The sequence below is a fragment of the Mesorhizobium sp. M1A.T.Ca.IN.004.03.1.1 genome, assembly GCF_003997555.1.
In the GTDB taxonomy this organism is placed as follows: domain Bacteria; phylum Pseudomonadota; class Alphaproteobacteria; order Rhizobiales; family Rhizobiaceae; genus Mesorhizobium.
Map to the genome: position 1 here is coordinate 329,042 of NZ_RZTV01000005.1, position 19,216 is coordinate 348,257.

A 19,216-nucleotide genomic window follows, 5' to 3' on the forward strand; every position below is an offset into this window, starting at 1 on the left:
ATGGTTTTGGATTCGTCGGCGGCTTGTAGACGCATGCGGCGGATGGCGCAAAGGAAAAGGGCGCCAAGGAAACGGGGCGCCAAGAAAACGGCGCAAGCGAAAATGCCCCCGGGTTGCGCCAGGGAGGCTTAAGTCTATATCTTTCGATAGGAGGTTTTTTCGCTGGAATGAACAAGGCAGTCGATCCCGCATCGCAGCCGCCCGTGCTTCAGTCGCTCGACATGCGCTCGCGCGACATCTTCCGGCGGATCGTCGATTCCTATCTGCGCGACGGCGAGCCGGTCGGCTCGCGCAGCCTGTCGCGCATCCTGCCGTCGTCGCTGTCACCGGCCACCATCCGCAACGTGATGAGCGACCTCGAGCATCTGGGGCTGATCTACGCGCCGCACATCTCGGCCGGCCGCCTGCCGACCCAGACCGGCCTGCGCTTCTTCGTCGATGCCTTCATGGAGCTCGGCGATCTGTCGGACGACGAGCGTCGCGTCATCGAGGCGCAGGTGCGTGCCTCGGGCTCGGGCGCCACGCTGGAGCATATGCTGACCGAGGCCAGCCAGATGCTCTCCGGCATGTCGCGCGGCGCCGGCCTGGTGCTCGCCGCCAAGAACGAGGTGGCTCTGAAGCACATCGAGTTCATTCAGTTGGAACCCACCAAGGCGCTCGCCGTCCTGGTGTCGCAGAGCGGCGATGTCGAGAACCGCGTTGTCGACCTGCCGGCCGGTATCACCGTCTCGCAGCTGCACGAGGCCTCGAACTTCCTCAACGCCCATATCCGCGGCCGCACGCTGGCCGAGGCCCGGGTCGAGATCGCGCGCATCAAGGACGAGACCAGGGCGGCTCTCGACACGCTGTCGCAGGAGCTGGTCGAGAAGGGCCTCGCGGTCTGGGCCGGCGCCGAAAGCGGCCTGCCGGCGCGCCTCATCGTGCGCGGCCGCGCCAATCTTCTGGAAAACGTCACCGCCCAGGCCGATCTCGAATTGCTGCGCCATCTGTTCGAGGATCTGGAAACGCAGGACGGACTGCTGCAGCTCCTCGACCTCGCCGAGGAAGGTCCGGGCGTGCGCATCTTCATCGGCTCGGAGAACAAGTTGTTTTCGCTGTCCGGTTCGTCGCTCGTGGTCGCGCCCTATCGCGACAAGGATGCGCGCGTCGTCGGCGCGCTCGGCGTCATCGGCCCGACGCGATTGAACTATGCCCGCATCGTCCCGATGGTCGACTATACGGCCCAGTTGATTTCGCGCATGCTGAGATAGGCAAGCGGGAAACGTCGCAAGGAGGGTGGAAATGGCGCTGGAATCGTTCAAGGCCCAGATCAGCCTGCTGCTCGAGGAGATGGTGAACCAGCCGGAAGACGATCACGAGATCCAGGAGCTACTGCGCGAGAAGCTCAGGGAAATGCGCGCCATGGGCCTGCCGCTGCCGGCCGATCTGGTCGCGCTGGAAAAGCAGCTCGACGACGATCTGGATATCGAAGAGAGCTGAACTGCCGACGCTTCCCGTCAAAATTTGCATGCCCGGCTTCTCTTTTGGAGAGCCTGCCCGATATTCGCTGTCTGGTTGCTGATGCACGTTGGCGAATAACGGAGAACAGCATGATACGCATTGCCGGCCTTGCCGCCCTCGCCTTGCTCCTGGTCTCCGGCGCCGTAGCGCAGCAGGCCGACCAGCCCCTGCTCACCGGCAAAAAGGCCTTCGGTGACTGGAAGGCCGACCGGCCCGGCGTGCGGCGCCTCATCAGGCCCGACGATCTCCCGAAGCCGAATGTCGCCGAATCCGCCTCGAACGGCGGCGGTGTCACCGATCGCCCCGAGGATGCCAATCCAGCCCTTCCACCCGGCTTTTCGGCCGAGCTGGTGGCTTCGGGCATCAGCAGCCCGCGTGTCGTGCGCACGGCGCCGAACGGCGATCTCTTCGTCGCCGACAGCAGGGCGAACCAGGTCCGCGTCTATCGACTGGCCGAAGGCAGCGCCAAGCCGGCCGAGAAGTCGGTCTTTGCCAAAGGCCTGACCCGGCCCTACGGCATCGCCTTCTATCCGCCGGGCGACAAGCCGCAATGGGTCTATGTCGCCAACAGCAACAGCGTCGTCCGCTTTGCCTATCGCGACGGCGACCTCAAAGCTTCCGGCGAGCCCGAAACGATCGTCTCGGACATCCCGTCGAGCCATCATTGGACGCGCGACATCGCTTTTTCGCCCGACGGCAAAACGCTCTATCTCTCGGTCGGCTCGGGCTCGAATACCGCGGAGGGCATGGGAGCGAGGCCGAAGGGCGGCGTCGAAGAATGGGCGAGATCGGCACCGCTCGGCGCTACCTGGGGCGCGGAGGAAGGCCGAGCGGATGTGCTCGCTTTCGATCCTGACGGCAAGAACCGCAGGATGGTCGCCACCGGCCTGCGCAACTGCTCGGGCATGACGGTGCAGCCGGCCACGGGCGCGCTCTGGTGCGCCGTCAACGAACGCGATGAGCTCGGCGACAACGTGCCTTTCGAATATGCGACCGCCGTCAAGGAGGGAGCCTTCTATGGCTGGCCCTGGTACTATATCGGCGACAACGAGGATCCGCGCCACAAAGGCGCGCGGCCCGATCTCGCCGGCAAGGTCACGGTGCCGGACGTGCTGATCCAGGCACATTCGGCGCCGCTCAACATCGCCTTTTATGAGGGCGGCAACTTCCCGGCCGACTACAAGGGCGACGCCTTCGTCACCCTGCACGGCTCGTGGAACCGCAATGTCCGCACCGGCTACAAGGTGGTGCGGCTGAAGTTCAAGGACGGCAAGCCGACCGGCGAATATGAGGATTTCGCCACCGGCTTCGTCATTGCCGACGATGCGGTCTGGGGCCGGCCGGTCGGTGTCGCGGTGGCGAAGGATGGTTCGCTGATCCTGACCGAGGACGGCAACGGCACGATATGGCGCGTCACCTACGGCGACGGCCGGTCCTGAAGCGGCGCTGGTGCAACCGAATCCGGCCGCAAGGCAATTAACGCCGCCCCGACGCCGTGGTAAAAGGCCGCCGCTCTGGATCCCGATCTCGGGATAGCGCTGGGTTCAAGCCATGACACTGACAGGATTTCTCGCCTACAGCGCCGCCCTCGGCGTCGCCGCCGCCATTCCGGGCCCCGGCGTGACGGCGCTTGTTGCCCGCGCGCTCGGCTCCGGCTTCCGTTCGTCGCTCGCTATGTCGTTCGGTCTCATGCTCGGCGACATTACCTACCTCACTGCCGTCGTGCTCGGCCTCGCCTTCGTCGCCCAGACCTTCGGCATGGTCTTCCTCGCCATCAAATGGGCGGGGGTCGCTTATCTCGCCTTCCTTGCCTGGCGCTTCTGGACGAGCGGCATCTCGCCCGAGACGGTCGAGGCGCGCAAGGGCAGAAGCGGCCTGGCGTCGAGCTTCATCGCCGGGCTGACGGTGACGCTCGGCAACCCGAAGACGATGATCTTCTATCTCGCCATCACGCCGACCATCGTCGACCTGAAGACGATCACGCCGGCCGACTACGGCATCCTTGTCGCGCTGACCGTTGTCGTCCTGTTCGTGGTGCTGGTCCCCTATCTGACGCTGGCTGCCAAGGCGCGCTGGTTCCTGAAGTCGCCGCGCGCGCTCAAGGTGCTGAACCGCACCGCCGCCGGCTTCATGATGGGAGCGGCAGCCGCCATCGCGGCCCGTCAATAGGCCGCATTCTCAACCGGCCCCCATTTCGGGGAAGGCGTCCCCAAAACGGGCCGATCCAAAAAATGCATTTCCGGCGCGGGGAGGTTTTCAGCAGCCGCCCCACTCGGATATTTTCGGCGGACAGCCTATCTTGCGCGGCTGAAAGCCTTATTCTGTATGCCTATGCCTTTGCCTTGGGAGCGAAACCAATGAACAAGCCCGTCACCTCCGCGCGCGTCCCCGGCCGCGGCCGCATCTTCAACTCGATCACCGAGACGATTGGAGACACGCCGCTGGTGCGGCTGGATAAGTTCGCCAAGGAGAAGGGCGTCGTCGCCAACCTGCTGGCTAAGCTTGAATTCTTCAACCCGATCGCCTCGGTCAAGGACCGCATCGGCGTCTCGATGATCGAGGCGCTGGAGGAGGCCGGCAAGATTGCGCCGGGCAAGACCACGCTGATCGAACCGACCTCCGGCAACACCGGCATCGCGCTGGCCTTCGCCGCCGCCGCCAAGGGTTACAAGCTGATCCTCACCATGCCGGAGACAATGTCGGTCGAACGTCGCAAGATGCTGGCGCTGCTCGGTGCCGAATTGGTGCTCACCGAAGGCCCGAAAGGCATGAAGGGCGCCATCGCCAAGGCCGACGAGCTTGCCGCCACGCTGCCCAACGCCATCATCCCGCAGCAGTTCGAGAATCCGGCCAATCCGGAAATCCACCGCCGCACCACGGCGGAGGAGGTCTGGAACGACACCAATGGCGAGGTCGACATCTTCGTGGCCGGCATCGGCACCGGCGGCACGATCACCGGCGTCGGCCAGGTGCTGAAGAAGCGCAAGCCTTCGCTGCATGTCGTGGCGGTCGAGCCGGAAGCCTCGCCGGTGCTCTCCGGCGGCCAGCCCGGCCCGCACAAGATTCAAGGCATCGGCGCCGGCTTCGCGCCCAAGATCCTCGACACCACGATCTATGACGAGATCGTCAGGGTCTCGAACGAGGATTCGGTCGCCAATGCGCGCCTCGTCGCCCGCCTCGAAGGCGTGCCGGTCGGCATCTCGTCGGGTGCCGCGCTGCAGGCGGCGATCGTCGTCGGCTCGCGGCCGGAAAACAAGGACAAGAACCTCGTCGTCGTCATCCCGTCCTTCGCCGAGCGCTATCTCTCGACGATCCTGTTCGACGGGCTGGGGGCGTAGGCGCTCATACCTCGAAGAATGGCCGGGAAATGCCACGGTCCAGAATGGATACCACCTGTCTTATCCGAGATTAACGGAGCCGCTGTTCCTCCTCCGCAGAAAGATCCGCAACGCTTGTGACGTGGAGACGCCAAGGCATGGATCCTCGGGTCTGCGCGCGTCGCGCAGCTCGTTGCTCGCACGTGGATGACCAAGTCGGGAACGCCACAGCCAATCTCAAGAGCTTGCGAACAAGCGGCACTCCCGGGATGATGCAAGCTGGATCGCTCAAAAAGCGTCTGTGGCAAGCGGAGCCCGGCTTGAGGAAGGCGCCGCTTCCGGTTCAAATCGCCGCCGGCCTCGAATCGGCCGGCGGGAGGATTTTATGTACAAGCTTTACACGCGTCCCGGCAGCGGCGGCTTCGTCGTCGAGGCGGCCTTGGCTATGGCCGGCGCGCCTTTCCGGCAGATCGACGTGCCGAAGAAGGATCCGCCCGATCCGGCTTTCCTCGCCATCAGCCCGCTGAACCAGGTGCCGGCGCTGACATTGCCCGACGGCCGGTCGATGACCGAATCGGCGGCGATCTGCATCCTGCTCGCCGAGCGTCATCCAGAAGCGCATCTGGCGCCGCAAGCGGGCTCGCCGGCGCGCGCCGATTTCCTGCGCTGGATGGCCTTCATGTCGTCGGCGCTCTATCCCGCGATCCTGAGGCTCTATTACCCCCACCGCTACACGGCCGACGCCGATAGCGTGCAGGTGGTCAAGGAGGCGGCTATCGCCGAAATGGATCGCGGCTTTGCCATTCTCGATAGCGCGCTCGCCGGCCGTGAGTGGCTGGCCGGTGAGGAATTTTCGCTGGTCGACATCTATCTCGTGATGCTGGTGGCCTGGCATCCCGACACCAAGAGCGCTCGCGTAGCCTGGCCGAACATCGAACGGCTGTGGGGCAAGTTGCGCCAGCATGCGATCATGCAGAAACTGAACCTTTCTCATGAGATGTGGCCGCAGGACTAGTTGCTGGAACCGCCGTCTCGCCTCAGTTGCGGACCAGCTTCCCCCGCTCGGCCTGCAGGAAATGGCGCAAGGCCGGATCGCGCTCGAGGCCGATCGCCCGGTCGTAAGCCTCGGCGGCCTCGGCCGTCCTGCCGAGCCTGGCTAAGAGCTCGGCCCGCGCCGCCCAATAGGGCTGGTATTCGGCAAGCCGCTTATCGCCGCCGATCTCGTCGAGCGCGGCAAGACCCTCGGCTGCGCCCTCGGCTTCGGCGATCGCGACAGCGCGGTTGATCGCCACCACCGGCGAGCCGGCAATCGCCATCAGCGCGTCGTAAAGCTGGCGGATCGCGGTCCAGTCGGTGCGGCCGCTCCGCCGCCTTGCCGTGTGCGCCGACTGGACCGCAGCCTCCAATTGGTAGCGGCCGATGGTTCGCCTGATCGCGGCGCGCCTGAGCAGCGCTTCCGCCTCGTCGATCAGCTTGTCGTCCCAAAGCGCCACGTCCTGCTCAGCCAGCGGCACGAAGTCGCCGTCGGGACTGCGCCGCGCCGTGCGCCGCGCGTCGGCGAAAAGCATCAGCGCCAGGAGCCCGAGCGTTTCCGGCTCATCCGGGATCAGCGACGCGACCAGCCGGCCGAGCCAGATGCCTTCCGTAGCCAGGTTGCGTCGGCGCGTCTCGGTGCCGGCCGGATCCGACCAGCCCTCGGCGAATGTGGCGTAAATCGCTTCCAGCACCGCATCGAGCCGCTCGCCGAGCTCGGCCCGCTCCGGTACCCGGAAGGGGATGGCGGCCTCGCGGATGCGGCTCTTGGCGCGCACCAGGCGCTGGCCCATCGTCGTCGGCGAGACCAGAAAGGCCGAGGCGATGGTTGCGGCGTCGAAGCCAAGCACGGTCTGCAGGATCAGCGGCGCGCGTACGCTGGCCTCGATCGCCGGATGTGCGCAGGCAAACATCAGCCTCAGCCGCTCGTCGGGCAAATCCTCGTGCGTCATGCGCGCCTCCGCCTCTTCGGCAATCAGCTGCAGGTGGCCGCGGGCCGCCTCGCCGGTCAGCCGCCGCCGCACGGCGTCGACGTCGCGGCGGCGCGCCACCGCCAGCAGCCAGGCCTCCGGCTTTTCGGGCACGCCGCTCTTCGGCCAGCGCTCCAGTGCGGCGGCGAACGCGTCGGCCAGCGCGTCCTCGGCGCCGGCAACGTCGCGCATGCGAGCAGCGAGATAGGCAACCAGCTTGCCGTAGCTCTGCCGGGCGGCCGCCTCGGCCGCCGCCCGCGCCGTCTCCGGGCGCTTGTCCATATTGCTAGGACCGGTAGTCGGTCATTTCCCAGATCGGCCGCACCTCGACCGTGCCGGTGCTGGCTGCCGGGCAGCGCGCGCCCCATTCCATAGCGGTGTCGATGTCGGTCGCTTCGATCATGTAGAAGCCGGCAAGCTGTTCCTTTGTGTCGGCATAGGGACCGTCGAGCACATTGGTCTTGCCGTCGGCGAGCCGTATCGAAGTGGCCGCCTGGGTCGGACGCAGCCTTTCGCCGGCGAGGTACGCGCCGGACTTCTTCAAGGCTTCGGTATAGGCACTGTAGGCGGCAAGCGTCTGTTCGGTCTTGTCGCGCGGCGCATTCGCCATTGCCGCTTCGTCATTGTAGATCAAAAGCATGTATCGCATGGTCTTCTCCGTTTTCTCGAAGGCCGCGTCGTCGCGGGCCGACCTATGTCGTGCGGCCACGGCCGATTTCGACAGGCGCCGCGAAAATCTTTCGCCTCCAAAGCAATCGAGCGCAAGCCGACGCTTTCGCCACCCCTCGATCGTTCGTCTAATGGCTGCAATTGCGGGTTGGCATTTGGCGTCTCCTGTCTAAACTCCCAGCTTCGCGCCGGCAGAGGCGGCGCGGCGCGACCATCAGGAGGAGGAAACAAAATGCTCGATTTCAGGACGAAATTTGTTGCCGCCGGCGCTTTGGCATTGTCGCTCGGCCTCGGCGCCATGTCGGCCGGGGCACAGGAATTCATCACCGTGCTGACCGGCGGCACGTCGGGCGTCTACTATCCCCTCGGCGTCGCGCTGTCGGAAATCTACGGCAAGGGCATCGAAGGCGCCCGCACCCAGGTGCAGGCAACCAAGGCATCGGTCGAGAACCTCAACCTGCTGCAGCAGGGCAAGGGCGAGATCGCCTTCGCGCTCGGCGATTCCGTCAAGCTCGCCGCCGAAGGCAACACCGAAGCCGGCTTCCCCGGCAAGCTCGACAAGCTGCGCGGCATAGCCGCCATCTATCCGAACTATATTCAGATCGTCGCCAGCAAGGAGTCCGGCATCAAGACCCTCGCCGACCTCAAGGGCAAGAGCCTGTCGGTCGGCGCGCCCGCCTCCGGCACCGAGCTCAACGCCCGCGCCATCTTCGCTGCCGCCGGGCTGAAATATGAGGATCTTGGACGGGTCGAGTACCTGCCATTCGCAGAGTCGGTCGAGTTGATCAAGAACCGGCAGCTCGACGCCACGCTGCAATCGGCGGGCCTGGGCGTCGCCTCGATCCGCGATCTCGCAACTTCGGTGCCGATCAACGTCGTCGCCGTGCCGGCCGAGGACGTCGCCAAGATCGGCTCGCCCTATCTTTCGGTGATCATTCCCAAGGGCACCTATGAGGGCCAGACCGAGGATGTCGCCACCGCCGCGGTCGGCAATTTCCTTGTCACCCGGGCCGATGTTTCCGACGAGACCGCCTATCAGATGACCAAGCTGATGTTCGAGCATCTCGACCAGCTCGCCGCCGCCCATGCCGCCGCCAAGGCGATCGATCCGGCCAAGGCGCTGGACGGCATGCCGGTGCCGCTGCATCCCGGCGCGGAGAAATATTACAAGGAAAAAGGGCTGATCAAGTAAGCGAGGATGGCGCGGCAGTCTGCTATGGAGCGCGTCGGATGAGCAAAGCAACGTCTGGAACAACGACCGACGGCAATTCGACCACTTTTCATCTCCCTGTCGCCGAAGAACAGGTCGAAGGCCTGCCGCCGGGCTTCGGCGGCGGCATCGCTGGCGAGGCGGCCTTCCTGATTGCCGTCGCCTTCTCCGTTTTCCAGATCTACATCGCCGCCTATGGCAGCCTGCCCAGCCAGGTGGTACGCGCCATGCATGTCGGCTTCCTGCTGCTGCTCGGCTTCGGCCTGATCGCCAACCTGCGCGCCACCGGCGTAGCGGCGAAGACCGCGTTCTGGGCGCTCGGCGCGCTCGGCTTCGCCACCGGCCTCTACAACTGGGTCTTCTACGCCGACCTCATCCGCCGCTCCGGCTTCCTCACCACGCCGGACCTGATCGTCGGCACGCTGCTGGTGGTGCTCGTCTTCGAAGCGGCAAGGCGGCTGATGGGGCTGCCGCTGGCGGTGATCGCCTTCATCTTCCTCGCCTATTGCTTCGTCGGCAATCACCTGCCGCCGCCCTTCATCCATCGCGGCTACGATTTCGCCCAGCTCGTCGACACCTTCGCCTTCGGCACCGAAGGCATATACGGCACGCCGGTCTATGTCTCGGCGGCTTACATCTTCATCTTCGTCGTCTTCGCCGCCTTCCTCGAACGCGCCGGCATGATCGCGCTGTTCAACGATTTCGCGCTTGGCCTGGTCGGCTCCTGGCGCGGCGGTCCGGCCCAGGTCTGCGTGCTCTCCTCGGCGCTGATGGGCACCATCTCCGGTTCGGGCGTCGCCAATGTCGTGGCGAGCGGCCAGTTCACCATTCCGCTGATGAAGCGCTTCGGCTTCCGCTCGGCCTTCGCCGGCGCCGTCGAGGCAACGTCCTCGATGGGCGGCCAGATCATGCCGCCGGTGATGGGCGCGGTCGCCTTCATCATGGCCGAGACGCTGAACGTCCCCTACGCCGAGGTGGTGAAGGCGGCGATCATTCCGGCGCTGCTCTATTTCGGCGCCTGTTTCTGGCAGGTGCATCTGGAGGCGGGCAAGGCCGGCCTGCACGGCATGGCCAAGGCTGAGCTGCCCAATCCCTGGGATGCGGTGCGGCAGCACTGGCCGCTGGTGCTGCCGCTTGCCGTGCTGGTTTACCTGCTCTTCGCCGGCTATACGCCGATCTTCGCCGGCACCATGGGCCTGGCGCTGACCATCGTGCTGATCCTCGGCACGCCGCTGGCGGCGCTGATCGGACCGTTCGCCTTCCGCGTCGTCTTCTGGCTGGCGCTCGGCCTTGCCGCCGCCTCCTTCATGCGCTTCGGCGTCAACATCCTCGGCCTCGTCATCGCGGCGCTCATTGTCGCCTGCGTCACTTTCAAGGGCGGTCGCGAGACGCTGCGCATCTGCGTCGAATCGCTTGCCGAAGGGGCGAAGAACGCGCTGCCGGTCGGCATCGCCTGCGCCATCGTCGGCATCGTCATCGGCACGCTGACGCTGACCGGCATCGCTTCGACCTTCATCGGCTGGATCATCTCCATCGGCGAGAACAATCTGTTCCTGTCGCTGCTGCTCACCATGCTCACCTGCCTGGTGCTCGGCATGGGCATCCCCACCATCCCCAACTACATCATCACCTCCTCGCTCGCCGGCCCGGCGCTGCTGTCGCTCGGCGTGCCGCTCATCGTCAGCCACATGTTCGTCTTCTATTTCGGCATCATGGCTGATCTCACCCCACCGGTGGCGCTCGCCGCTTTCGCCGCGGCGCCCATGGCCAGGGAAAGCGGGCTGAAGATCGGCATTCAGGCGACCAAGCTCGCCATCGCCGGCTTCGTCGTGCCGTTCATGGCCGTCTACACGCCGGCGCTGATGCTGCAGGATGCAGGCCCGATCGCGGCTTCGTTCGGCTATCCGGTCGAGGTCGCCTACGTCGTCGCCAAAGCCTGCATGGGCATCGTGCTCTGGGGCGCCGCCGCCGTCGGCTTCCTCGCTCGCCGCATGGCCTGGTGGGAGCGCTTGGTCGCCTTCGCCGCCGGCGTGCTGCTGGTGGCGGCGCTGCCGCTCACCGACGAAACCGGCTGGGCGCTGGCGCTGCTCTGGATCGGCTGGCACTGCTGGCGCGCGCGCCAGGCATCCGCGGCCGGCCCTGCATGAGCCTGTGCATCCTCGCAGCCGGCAAGTCGGTGACGCTTGCCGTTGCCGCCTTTACCTTGTCCTGGACGCATTCGGTGGAACGGACGCGCTGGCAAGAGGACTGGAAGGTGACGCCGGCAGGTCTGCGCGTCGTCGAAGCGCGCGTCAAGGGCTCCGGCGCCGGCATGGAGCCGCCGGAAGGTTCGGTGCTGCGGGACGGATGGTGGGTCTATGCTCCCAGGGTCCGATCACAGCCGCGTCTGGTGCTCGCCGCATCCGGCGCAACCGGGGAAGGCTGGACCTTGTGCACGGTCACGAGTTGCCTGGAACTTGGCGGGACGGCCGGGGATTCGGTCGTGCTCGAAGCCTGCGCGGGTTCGAGCCAGCCGCGATAAAATCCGCGTCGCGATCGGCACGAGCCTGGACTTGGTGCCGCCTCGTCCTTTGCAATAGGCCTCGGCCTTGGCGAGCGAGCGGCCGGCGACGAGCAAGGTCAGACGCGGCTCGCTCTCCAGCAACTGCACGATGCGTCCGCCGAAGGTGCCGTAACCGCGGACAATCAGAAGCTTCATCCGACCCTCCGATCTCAACTGATCAGCCGCTGTCGCAGCTCGGCGGAGGGGATCTCGCAGCTGTGTTTGCGGCCGAACAGCGCACAGCGGTTCTTGGCGATGCGGTCGTACAGCCAGTCGCGCAGCGGCCGCGGCAGGACGAGCAGCAATCTCGCGGCGCGCCACGGCCAGCCGAGCGCCGCCATGACGGCGACGAAACTGTCGAGCTTCGTGAAGGCGGCGCCGTCGATGATGGCGAGGTTGCTGTCGTAATCCTCGGTCGGCAGGCCGTGCTCACGAAACAGCGCCTCGCCGAGCGGCGATTCCGCGGTGGCCAAGCGGAAGCGTTTCTTGCGGTCGATCTTGAGGACGATCTGGACGAAGCCCGAGCAGAACACACAGACGCCGTCGAACACGAGCAGCGGCTGGCGGGCATCGTAAGCTTGGCCTGGGAGAAGGGGACGTTTCTGTTCGGACAGGTCGGTCATGTCGGCCCCGGCCGCTTGTGCCCCTAGGCACTAAGCTAGGGGGACACTAAGCCAGCCGGCGGCGGCGTCAAAGTCGCGGCGTTGTCGCACGCCTGCCGTCGATGACGGCGGGGCGCTCGTCACGATAGGTCGTGGCGCGGGTGTCGGCGACCGGCTTGCAGATCCGGCTGTTGTGGCGGCTGTCGAGCATCGTGGTCAGTGCGTGCCGATGCCGAGCGAGTTGCCGCGGCGTGCGCAGGCCGGGCCCGGGCCGCGCATGTAATAGCGCTCGGGCCGATAGGTCGGCGCGACGAATTCGCGGATGGCGGCGGCATAGCCGGCGATGTGGTTCCAGAAGTTCATTTTCCCTGTCCCTGTCCCGTTTTCGGATGTCCCTTCCGAATTGCGGGGATCATAGCCTCGAGGCGTGAATAGTCGGTGAACGCCATGTTAATTTCTGGTCCGAAACGCGTTGCATCGTGGCCGGAATGCGGCTGATTCGCGGTCTTTCCACGCCTTTTGTCGCGTTTCCGGCTCGTGTGACTTTTGCATCACATATGTTTCGTCTCTATGTCGCTTGGGCGCGCTTCTGTTTCACGCATCGAAGGTGGCTTGAAATTTCCGTGCGGCGTCGTCCGCCGGCAGGAACCTGCCCTGCGCGGTGACGTTGATCGATCAAGGCCGGGGCCGAACCCGGCCGCGTTGGCGGCGGACCGGCCGCGCAACTTCCGGACAACACCAGACATGGAAGGCAACCGCCATGGGTTTCTTTTCGAAGGACATCAAGACGCTGGACGACCTCTTCGTCCACACGCTGCGCGACATCTATTATGCCGAAAAACAGATCGAGAAATCGCTGCCGAAGATGATCGACAAGGCGACGGATTCGCAATTGAAAGCCGGTTTCGAGAAGCATCTCGCGCAGACCAAGGGCCACATCGAACGGGTCGAGCAGGTATTCGAGCTGCATGGCGTCAAGGCCAAGACCGTCAACTGCCCCGCCATCGACGGCATCCTCGAGGAGGCTGACGACGTGAGCGGCGACGTGGAGGACAAGGAGGTCCTAGATGCCGCGCTGATCGCCTCGGCTCAGGCCGTCGAGCATTACGAGATAACGCGCTACGGCACGCTGATCGCCTGGGCCAAGCAGCTCGGCCGCAGCGACTGCGCCAATGTGCTGGCCAAGAACCTCAAGGAAGAAGAGGCGACCGATCGCAAGCTCACCGAGATCGCGGAAAGCAAGGTCAACCTGCAGGCTGCCGAATAGCTAGTTGTGAGCCCGAAAGGCCGGCGGACAGCCGCCGGCTTTCGCCTGCCCGGAACCGAAGCGGAGCCTTGGCCGTTGCGATGGCACCCGCCTGCCAGGGAGGTCGCCGTGGCGTCTACGTCCAGGCGCAGATTCGCATAGGAGCACGATGTCATGGCCGGCCTCGAGCAATACCACGCCAAGCGCGATTTCCGGAAAACCTCGGAGCCGGCCGGCCAGCTCGCGCCCAGCAAGAAGACCGACGCCGGCGGCATCTTCGTTGTCCAGAAGCATGCCGCGACGCGGCTCCACTATGACTTTCGGCTCGAGCATGATGGCGTGTTGTGGAGCTGGGCGGTCACGCGCGGACCGAGTCTCGACCCGCACGAGAGGCGGCTGGCGGTGCATGTCGAGGACCACCCGATCGACTATGCGTCTTTCGAGGGCACCATTCCGAAGGGCGAATATGGCGGCGGTTCCGTCCTCGTCTGGGACGAAGGCCGGTGGATCCCCGACGGCGACCCGGCCAAGGGCATGAAGAAGGGCCATATCGACTTCGAGCTCGAAGGCCAGAAGCTCAACGGCCGCTGGCATCTGGTCAGGCTGAAGCCGCGCCCGCGCGAAAAGCGCGACAACTGGCTGCTGATCAAATCCAATGACGCCGCCGCCCGCCCTGGTGAAGACATACTTGTAGAGGCGCCGCAATCGGTAAAGTCGGGCTTGACCATCGAGGAGATCGGCGAGGGCAAGACGGCCAAGGGCGCCAAACCAAGGGTCTGGCATTCCAACAAGCCGGCTGCAGGCAAGGCAAAATCCCCACGCCTCGAATTCGTCGAGCCGCAGCTGGCGACGCTCGAAAAGACTGCGCCTTCCGGCGAGGAATGGGTGCATGAGGTGAAGTTCGACGGCTACCGCATGCAGGCGCAGATCGCCGGCAGCGATGTCCGGCTGCTGACCCGCACCGGCCTTGACTGGACGAAGAAGTTCGAAGGTCCGGTCGTGGCCGAGCTTGCCGGACTGAAATGCCGCGACGCCATCATCGACGGCGAGATCGTCGTGTTGGCCGACAGCGGCGTGTCCTCCTTCGCCATGCTGCAGGCGGATCTCTCGGCCGGCCGCACCGACCGCTTCATCTACTACGTCTTCGACCTGATGCGGCTCAATGGCGAGGACCTTCGCCGCGAGCCGCTGGTCGAGCGCAAGCAGGCGCTGGCCGAACTGCTCGGCGAGCGGTCGGAGCAATCCGCCGTCCGCTTCGGCGATCATTTTGCGGAACCAGGCAGCGTCATGCTGCAGCATGTCTGCCGCATGGGTCTCGAAGGCGTGGTGTCGAAACGTGCCGACGCGCCCTATCGTAGCGGCCGCGGCCTCACCTGGATCAAGTCGAAGTGCACGCTGCGCCAGGAATTCGTCATCGGCGGCTACTTGCCCTCGGACAAGACCGGGCGCGGCCTGCGCTCGCTGCTGGTCGGCTATCATGAAGGCGGCAAGCTCAACTATGCCGGCCGCGTCGGCACCGGCTTTTCCGGCAAGGTGGCTGCGGACCTTAAGAAAAAACTCGACAGCCTCAAGACGACGAAGTCGCCTTTTTCTGCCGCCGTGCCGAAGGGCAAGGGCCTCGTCTGGGTCAAGCCCGAGCTTGTCGGCGAAGTGGAGTTCCGCAGCTGGACATCCGACCATATAATCCGCCACGCCTCGTTCCAGGGGCTGCGCGAGGACAAGCCGGCGGAGGACGTGGTGCAGGAAAAGCCGAAGCAAGCCGACGGCAAGACAAAAAGCGGAGCAAAGGCGAGCAGCGGCAGGACCGAGACAAAAACCTCGGCCGGAACGGCGAAGACCTCGGTGAAGCTGTCGCATCCCGACAAGCTGCTGTGGCCCGACGAAAAGGTCTCCAAGCAGGATCTCCTCGATCACTACGCCCTGGTCTGGCCGCGAATTGAGCCATTCGTCGTCAACCGGCCGCTCAGCCTTGTGCGGGCGCCCGACGGCATCCATGGCCAGCGCTTCTTCCAAAAACATGCCTCACCGGGCATGAGCGACAAGATCGCCAGGATGAACGATCCGACCGACGGCGAGGAGATCTTGTTCATCAGGGATTTCGACGGGCTTGCAGCCCTTGTCCAATACGGCGTCGTCGAGGTGCATATCTGGGGCTCGACCGTCGACGAACTGCAAAAGCCGGACCAGATCATCTTCGACCTCGATCCGGACGAGGGCATCGGGGTCGAGGCGGTGCGTGCCGCCGCCCTCGACATCCGAGCCAAGCTGAACGACCTGTCGCTGCCGACGCTGGTCAAGACGTCTGGCGGCAAGGGCTATCACGTGCTGGTGCCGCTCAAGCCCTCCGCCGAATGGGACGAGGTGAAGGACTTCGCCCATGATTTCGCCCGCGCCCTGGAGCAGGCCGCGCCCGACCGCTACACGGCGACGCTGTCGAAGAAGGCGCGCACCGGCAAGATCTTCGTTGACTACCTGCGCAACGGCCGCGGCGCGACCACGGTCGCGCCCTATTCCTCGCGCGCCAAGAAGGGCGCGACGGTGTCGATGCCGGTGACCTGGCCGGAGATCGAGAAGGGCCTGCCGCCCAATGCGTTTCCGCTCGGCGACGCCACGACGCTAAAGCAGCTGAAGAAGGCCGATCCGTGGGCGGATTTATTCAAGCTGGGCAAACCGCTCAAGCGGGCTTAGCCAACAGCCGAGCCGGCCAGTCCGTCACGCCAGAAATACCCTCTCGAACTCCTGCTTGCCCTTCGGCGAGAACACCACGGCGCGGCTGTCCTTGTCGCGCCGCGCCCATTTTTTGACGATGACCTTGTCGAGGATGGCGGCGCCCAGCGCGCCGGCCAGATGCGAGCGCCGCACGCTCCAGTCGAGGCAGGCGCGGCAGATCGGCCGCTTCGCTTTGCTGTCGATCTCGATGCCGAGCGCGGCGAAATGCGAAATGGCTGACGGCGACAGCCTGATCTCGTTCTCCTGGCGCAGCAGCAGCTTCCGGTCGACCAGACGGTCGAGCATCGCCACCGCCTGCTCGCCGGCAAGATGGTCGTAGCACACCCGCGCCACGCGCATGGCCGCGTCGCGCGGGCCGGGCCGCACCCGCTTCGGGCCGACCGCCTCGGCGACGCCGATGATCGCCTCGAGCATGCCCGCCACCTGCGGGCCGGCAAGGCCGTAGTAGCGATGCCGGCCCTGGCTCGCCAGCGTCAGCAACCCGCCGTCCATCAGCTTGGACAGATGCGAGGACGCGGTGGGCAGCGACACGCCGGCTTCAAGCGCCAGCTCCGACGCGGTCAGCGCCGTGCCGCCCATCAGCGCGTTGAGCATGTTGGCGCGGGCCGGGTCGCCGACCAGGCTGGCGATGCGGGCGATATCGGGTCCTTCACGCATAGTTCGATCCTCATCGAAGCATTCCCGTGAGGGAAGCACTATTCTCAGGCGAGCTCAAGGAGCTCGGCAAACGCTGCTGACACCAGAACGTCTAGCACAGCCGGTGAAGCGATGTTTCGACCGTGGTCGAACCGTCGCCGCCAGCAAGCCCACCGACCCAGTAAGCCAATCGACGAGGAGACCGAAATGACCGTCACCTGCTTCATCCGCTACGAGATCGACCCTTTCGGCAAGGCCGCGTTCGAGCAATATGCGCGCGCCTGGGGTCAGGCCATTCCGCGCTGCGGCGCCGAGCTGATCGGCTATTTCGCGCCGCATGAGGGTTCGGCCACCACGGCTTACGCGGCCTACAACATCGAGAACCTCGCGGCCTACGAAGCCTATCGCGCGCGGCTTGCCGCCGACCCGGCCGGCAAGGCAAACTATGAGTTCGCGCGGCGCGAGAAATTCATTCTCAAGGAAGACCGGATCTTCCTGAAACTGGTCTCGGCACCGCATGGCCCGAGGCAGGTCTTTCGCACCGACGTAACGGTCAAAGAAGGGATAGAGGCATGATCGCCGTCATCTTCGAAGTCGAGCCGGCGGAGGGAAAACGTGACGCCTATCTTGGCATCGCCGCCGAGCTCAAGCCCCTGCTCGACGGCATCGATGGCTTCATCTCGGTCGAGCGCTTCCAGAGCCTGACCGATCCGAGGCGCGTGCTCTCGCTGTCCTTCTGGCGCGACGAGGAAGCCGTCAAGGCCTGGCGCAACACCGAGGAGCACCGGCAGGCGCAGAAGGCCGGCCGTGGCGGCATCTTTGCCGGCTATCGTCTGCGCATCGCCCATGTGGTGCGCGATTACGGGCTAAATGAAAGGGCTGAAGCGCCCGAAGACAGCCGCATAGTGAATGGGTGAAACGCGGCTCTCCCTTCTCCCCTTGTGGGAGAAGGTGGATCGGCGCGCAGCGCCGAGACGGTTGAGGGGTGTTCCAGCGGAGTGAGACGTCGGCGTTCCCTGGAACACCCCTCATCCGTCGCCTTCGGCGACACCTTCTCCCGCAAGGGGAGAAGGAGGGTCGGCCCTCACGCATTGCCGATCAGCACACCCGCTCCGAACACCAGCGCGCCGCCCAGCACCACCTGGAAGGCGGCGCGCCAGAACGGCGTCTGCATGTAGCGGTTCTGGATGAAGGCGATCGCCCACAGTTCGAAGAACACGACGATCGCGGCAACGATCGTTGCCGTCCAGAAATAGGGAATGAGATAGGGCAGCGCGTGGCCGAGTCCCCCCAGCGTCGTCATGATGCCGACGGTGAGCCCCCGCTTCACCGGCGAGCCGCGCCCCGAAAGTTTGCCGTCGTCGGAAGCCACCTCGGTGAAGCCCATCGAGATGCCGGCGCCGATCGAGGCGGCGAGGCCGACGAGGAAGGTCTGGAAGGTTGCATGGGTGGCGAAGGCGGCGGCGAAGATCGGCGCCAGGGTCGACACCGACCCGTCCATCAGCCCGGCCAGCCCCGGCTGCACATAGGTGAGGATGAACTGGCGCTGCTCGGTTGTCGCTTCCTCCTCCTTTACCTCGCCCGGGACGTGCTCCTGTTCGAGTTCATGCGCGGAGTTCTCGTGGCCGAGTTCCGCCGCCGCCAATTCGTCGAGCAGCTTCCGGGTCGACGCATCGGTGGTGCGCTTGGCCGCCTCGACATAGAAGCGATAAGCCTGCCGCTCCATGTCCTCGGCCTGACGGCGCACATGCTCGATGCCGAGCGGCCGCACCAGCCAGTCGGGCTTGCGTTCGTAGTAGCCTCGCACATGCTCGCGCCGGATCAGCGGGATGCGCTCGCCGAAGCGCTTGCGGTGAAGCTCGATGAGGGAATCGCGGTGGCCGTCTTCCTCCTCCGCCATGGCCTCGAACACCTTGGCCGATTGTGGAAACTCTTGTGCCAGCCCGTCGGCATAGGCCCGGTAGATGCGTCCGTCGTCCTCCTCCGACGAAATCGCCAGCGCCAGGATTTCCTGCTCCGACAGCGAATCGAAGGAGCGGCGGCCAAAGCCGAAAACACGGGAAAGCATGAGAAAATCATCCTAGTTTAGAACGATTCTAAACTAGGGAATCGTTTGCCGAGGGTCAATCGCGAACGCCGCGGGACAGGCAGAATTCGTCGATCCAGCTTTCCGCTCGCACCCTTCATTATTGCCGAATGTTCACCTATATGGAACGCATTAGCCAAAAACGAAGGAAACACGGGATGACGGACAAGAAGCCCCCGCACGCATTCGATCCAAAGCCGGTTCTCGATCTCATCGCCAGCATCGAGGCCGACCTGCAGCGGCTCAAAGGCCTGGTCGAGCAGCAGGCCGAAAAATTCGACCCCGCCAATCCGCACAACAAGACGCTGGACGGCAAGCTGACCGAGGAAGGCGTCGAATGCTGCTACCGCATGTTCGACGACGGCAAGTCGCGCTACACGGTCGCCCAGCAGATGAAGATCTCTTTTGCTGCCGCCACGCATCGTTTCAACAGCTGGCGCAAGCTCGGCGGCAAGAAGCGGACGCGCGCGCTGCTGGGGTGAGCAGCGGCCGCCCTTCGCTTCGTCATCCTCGGGCTTGACCCGAGGATCATGTCGCGAGCGCTATCACGGAATGCAGAAGCGAGAGCGCGCTCTGGAGGACCCTGCGAAGAGCGTCCGTTCTGCTTCGGCTGCCCGCATCGCGAAGGTGACGACATGGATTCCCGCGTCGCCTCGCTCCTTGCTCCGCCTGAGA

20 protein-coding genes are annotated in these 19,216 nt (G+C 65.1%); 14 read left to right on the top strand and 6 right to left on the bottom strand.

What is annotated here, in order from left to right:
* Positions 1–167 precede the first annotated feature (167 nt).
* The 6 genes from hrcA (at position 168) to EOD29_RS18735 (ending at position 5,832) form a co-directional block, all read left to right on the top strand.
* Complete coding sequence (gene hrcA / locus EOD29_RS18710; protein WP_067003197.1) at positions 168–1,250, top strand: heat-inducible transcriptional repressor HrcA; 1,083 nt, start codon at positions 168–170, stop codon at positions 1,248–1,250.
* Between the two features lie 31 nt (positions 1,251–1,281).
* Positions 1,282–1,479, top strand: a complete 198-nt coding sequence (locus EOD29_RS18715; RefSeq protein ID WP_067003314.1) for a hypothetical protein — start codon at positions 1,282–1,284, stop codon at positions 1,477–1,479.
* Between the two features lie 110 nt (positions 1,480–1,589).
* The gene (locus tag EOD29_RS18720; RefSeq protein ID WP_127247419.1) at positions 1,590–2,939 is read left to right on the top strand and encodes a sorbosone dehydrogenase family protein; all 1,350 of its coding nucleotides are present in this window, start codon (positions 1,590–1,592) and stop codon (positions 2,937–2,939) included.
* 112 nt (positions 2,940–3,051) lie between these two features.
* Complete coding sequence (locus EOD29_RS18725) at positions 3,052–3,669, top strand: LysE family translocator (protein WP_127247420.1); 618 nt, start codon at positions 3,052–3,054, stop codon at positions 3,667–3,669.
* 188 nt (positions 3,670–3,857) lie between these two features.
* The gene (gene cysK, locus EOD29_RS18730) at positions 3,858–4,838 is read left to right on the top strand and encodes a cysteine synthase A (RefSeq protein ID WP_067003192.1); all 981 of its coding nucleotides are present in this window, start codon (positions 3,858–3,860) and stop codon (positions 4,836–4,838) included.
* 364 nt (positions 4,839–5,202) lie between these two features.
* Positions 5,203–5,832 (top strand): glutathione S-transferase family protein, encoded by a 630-nt coding sequence (locus EOD29_RS18735; RefSeq protein ID WP_127247421.1) that lies wholly within the window; start codon positions 5,203–5,205, stop codon positions 5,830–5,832.
* A gap of 22 nt (positions 5,833–5,854) precedes the next feature.
* Here EOD29_RS18735 and EOD29_RS18740 read toward each other — a convergent pair whose 3' ends face one another.
* Positions 5,855–7,102 carry a DUF6596 domain-containing protein gene (locus EOD29_RS18740; protein WP_127247422.1) on the bottom strand — a complete coding sequence of 416 codons (1,248 nt, stop codon included), beginning with the start codon at positions 7,100–7,102 and terminating at the stop codon, positions 5,855–5,857.
* Between the two features lie 4 nt (positions 7,103–7,106).
* Complete coding sequence (locus tag EOD29_RS18745) at positions 7,107–7,469, bottom strand: YciI family protein (RefSeq protein WP_095825200.1); 363 nt, start codon at positions 7,467–7,469, stop codon at positions 7,107–7,109.
* Positions 7,470–7,721: 252 nt separating this feature from the next.
* Between EOD29_RS18745 and EOD29_RS18750 the strand changes: the two genes are divergently transcribed.
* Genes EOD29_RS18750 through EOD29_RS18760 form a run of 3 tightly spaced genes read left to right on the top strand, consistent with a single transcriptional unit; the run spans position 7,722 to position 11,220 of the window.
* Positions 7,722–8,681, top strand: a complete 960-nt coding sequence (locus EOD29_RS18750; RefSeq protein WP_067003186.1) for a TAXI family TRAP transporter solute-binding subunit — start codon at positions 7,722–7,724, stop codon at positions 8,679–8,681.
* A 38-nt stretch (positions 8,682–8,719) separates the two neighbouring features.
* Positions 8,720–10,846, top strand: a complete 2,127-nt coding sequence (locus tag EOD29_RS18755) for a TRAP transporter permease (protein ID WP_127247423.1) — start codon at positions 8,720–8,722, stop codon at positions 10,844–10,846.
* Complete coding sequence (locus EOD29_RS18760) at positions 10,843–11,220, top strand: DUF1850 domain-containing protein (protein WP_127241936.1); 378 nt, start codon at positions 10,843–10,845, stop codon at positions 11,218–11,220. The genes EOD29_RS18755 and EOD29_RS18760 overlap by 4 nt, the downstream gene beginning before the upstream one ends.
* Positions 11,221–11,411: 191 nt before the next feature.
* On the opposite strand, the gene EOD29_RS18765 is transcribed toward EOD29_RS18760, so the two are convergent.
* Positions 11,412–11,864, bottom strand: coding sequence for a DCC1-like thiol-disulfide oxidoreductase family protein (locus tag EOD29_RS18765; protein ID WP_127247424.1), 453 nt, complete (start codon positions 11,862–11,864; stop codon positions 11,412–11,414).
* Positions 11,865–12,059: 195 nt separating this feature from the next.
* Positions 12,060–12,206 carry a hypothetical protein gene (locus tag EOD29_RS18770; RefSeq protein ID WP_082980733.1) on the bottom strand — a complete coding sequence of 49 codons (147 nt, stop codon included), beginning with the start codon at positions 12,204–12,206 and terminating at the stop codon, positions 12,060–12,062.
* 397 nt (positions 12,207–12,603) lie between these two features.
* Here EOD29_RS18770 and EOD29_RS18775 point away from each other — a divergent pair, with 397 nt between their 5' ends.
* Positions 12,604–13,110 carry a ferritin-like domain-containing protein gene (locus EOD29_RS18775; protein ID WP_067003177.1) on the top strand — a complete coding sequence of 169 codons (507 nt, stop codon included), beginning with the start codon at positions 12,604–12,606 and terminating at the stop codon, positions 13,108–13,110.
* 153 nt (positions 13,111–13,263) lie between these two features.
* Positions 13,264–15,777 (top strand): DNA ligase D, encoded by a 2,514-nt coding sequence (gene ligD, locus EOD29_RS18780; protein ID WP_127247425.1) that lies wholly within the window; start codon positions 13,264–13,266, stop codon positions 15,775–15,777.
* A 24-nt stretch (positions 15,778–15,801) separates the two neighbouring features.
* Here ligD and EOD29_RS18785 read toward each other — a convergent pair whose 3' ends face one another.
* The gene (locus EOD29_RS18785; RefSeq protein ID WP_127216014.1) at positions 15,802–16,476 is read right to left on the bottom strand and encodes a winged helix-turn-helix domain-containing protein; all 675 of its coding nucleotides are present in this window, start codon (positions 16,474–16,476) and stop codon (positions 15,802–15,804) included.
* A 186-nt stretch (positions 16,477–16,662) separates the two neighbouring features.
* Between EOD29_RS18785 and EOD29_RS18790 the strand changes: the two genes are divergently transcribed.
* Both EOD29_RS18790 and EOD29_RS18795 read left to right on the top strand, forming a co-directional pair.
* Entirely contained in the window at positions 16,663–17,031 is a 369-nt protein-coding gene (locus EOD29_RS18790) for an NIPSNAP family protein (RefSeq protein ID WP_067003171.1), read from the top strand.
* Positions 17,028–17,372, top strand: a complete 345-nt coding sequence (locus EOD29_RS18795) for an antibiotic biosynthesis monooxygenase (protein ID WP_067003170.1) — start codon at positions 17,028–17,030, stop codon at positions 17,370–17,372. The genes EOD29_RS18790 and EOD29_RS18795 overlap by 4 nt, the downstream gene beginning before the upstream one ends.
* 167 nt (positions 17,373–17,539) lie before the next feature.
* On the opposite strand, the gene mbfA is transcribed toward EOD29_RS18795, so the two are convergent.
* Complete coding sequence (mbfA, locus tag EOD29_RS18805) at positions 17,540–18,523, bottom strand: iron exporter MbfA (protein WP_067003167.1); 984 nt, start codon at positions 18,521–18,523, stop codon at positions 17,540–17,542.
* A gap of 176 nt (positions 18,524–18,699) precedes the next feature.
* Here mbfA and EOD29_RS18810 point away from each other — a divergent pair, with 176 nt between their 5' ends.
* Complete coding sequence (locus EOD29_RS18810) at positions 18,700–19,023, top strand: hypothetical protein (protein ID WP_067003166.1); 324 nt, start codon at positions 18,700–18,702, stop codon at positions 19,021–19,023.
* The last annotated feature ends 193 nt before the right edge of the window (positions 19,024–19,216 follow it).

What these genes read in the sequence shown, in the direction of transcription:
- hrcA (WP_067003197.1), top strand. Translation starts at nt 168, where the DNA reads ATGAACAAGGCAGTCGATCCCGCATCGCAGCCGCCCGTGCTTCAGTCG.
- EOD29_RS18715 (WP_067003314.1), top strand. Translation starts at nt 1,282, where the DNA reads ATGGCGCTGGAATCGTTCAAGGCCCAGATCAGCCTGCTGCTCGAGGAG.
- EOD29_RS18720 (WP_127247419.1), top strand. Translation starts at nt 1,590, where the DNA reads ATGATACGCATTGCCGGCCTTGCCGCCCTCGCCTTGCTCCTGGTCTCC.
- EOD29_RS18725 (WP_127247420.1), top strand. Translation starts at nt 3,052, where the DNA reads ATGACACTGACAGGATTTCTCGCCTACAGCGCCGCCCTCGGCGTCGCC.
- cysK (WP_067003192.1), top strand. Translation starts at nt 3,858, where the DNA reads ATGAACAAGCCCGTCACCTCCGCGCGCGTCCCCGGCCGCGGCCGCATC.
- EOD29_RS18735 (WP_127247421.1), top strand. Translation starts at nt 5,203, where the DNA reads ATGTACAAGCTTTACACGCGTCCCGGCAGCGGCGGCTTCGTCGTCGAG.
- EOD29_RS18740 (WP_127247422.1), bottom strand. Translation starts at nt 7,102, where the DNA reads ATGGACAAGCGCCCGGAGACGGCGCGGGCGGCGGCCGAGGCGGCCGCC.
- EOD29_RS18745 (WP_095825200.1), bottom strand. Translation starts at nt 7,469, where the DNA reads ATGCGATACATGCTTTTGATCTACAATGACGAAGCGGCAATGGCGAAT.
- EOD29_RS18750 (WP_067003186.1), top strand. Translation starts at nt 7,722, where the DNA reads ATGCTCGATTTCAGGACGAAATTTGTTGCCGCCGGCGCTTTGGCATTG.
- EOD29_RS18755 (WP_127247423.1), top strand. Translation starts at nt 8,720, where the DNA reads ATGAGCAAAGCAACGTCTGGAACAACGACCGACGGCAATTCGACCACT.
- EOD29_RS18760 (WP_127241936.1), top strand. Translation starts at nt 10,843, where the DNA reads ATGAGCCTGTGCATCCTCGCAGCCGGCAAGTCGGTGACGCTTGCCGTT.
- EOD29_RS18765 (WP_127247424.1), bottom strand. Translation starts at nt 11,864, where the DNA reads ATGACCGACCTGTCCGAACAGAAACGTCCCCTTCTCCCAGGCCAAGCT.
- EOD29_RS18770 (WP_082980733.1), bottom strand. Translation starts at nt 12,206, where the DNA reads ATGAACTTCTGGAACCACATCGCCGGCTATGCCGCCGCCATCCGCGAA.
- EOD29_RS18775 (WP_067003177.1), top strand. Translation starts at nt 12,604, where the DNA reads ATGGGTTTCTTTTCGAAGGACATCAAGACGCTGGACGACCTCTTCGTC.
- ligD (WP_127247425.1), top strand. Translation starts at nt 13,264, where the DNA reads ATGGCCGGCCTCGAGCAATACCACGCCAAGCGCGATTTCCGGAAAACC.
- EOD29_RS18785 (WP_127216014.1), bottom strand. Translation starts at nt 16,476, where the DNA reads ATGCGTGAAGGACCCGATATCGCCCGCATCGCCAGCCTGGTCGGCGAC.
- EOD29_RS18790 (WP_067003171.1), top strand. Translation starts at nt 16,663, where the DNA reads ATGACCGTCACCTGCTTCATCCGCTACGAGATCGACCCTTTCGGCAAG.
- EOD29_RS18795 (WP_067003170.1), top strand. Translation starts at nt 17,028, where the DNA reads ATGATCGCCGTCATCTTCGAAGTCGAGCCGGCGGAGGGAAAACGTGAC.
- mbfA (WP_067003167.1), bottom strand. Translation starts at nt 18,523, where the DNA reads ATGCTTTCCCGTGTTTTCGGCTTTGGCCGCCGCTCCTTCGATTCGCTG.
- EOD29_RS18810 (WP_067003166.1), top strand. Translation starts at nt 18,700, where the DNA reads ATGACGGACAAGAAGCCCCCGCACGCATTCGATCCAAAGCCGGTTCTC.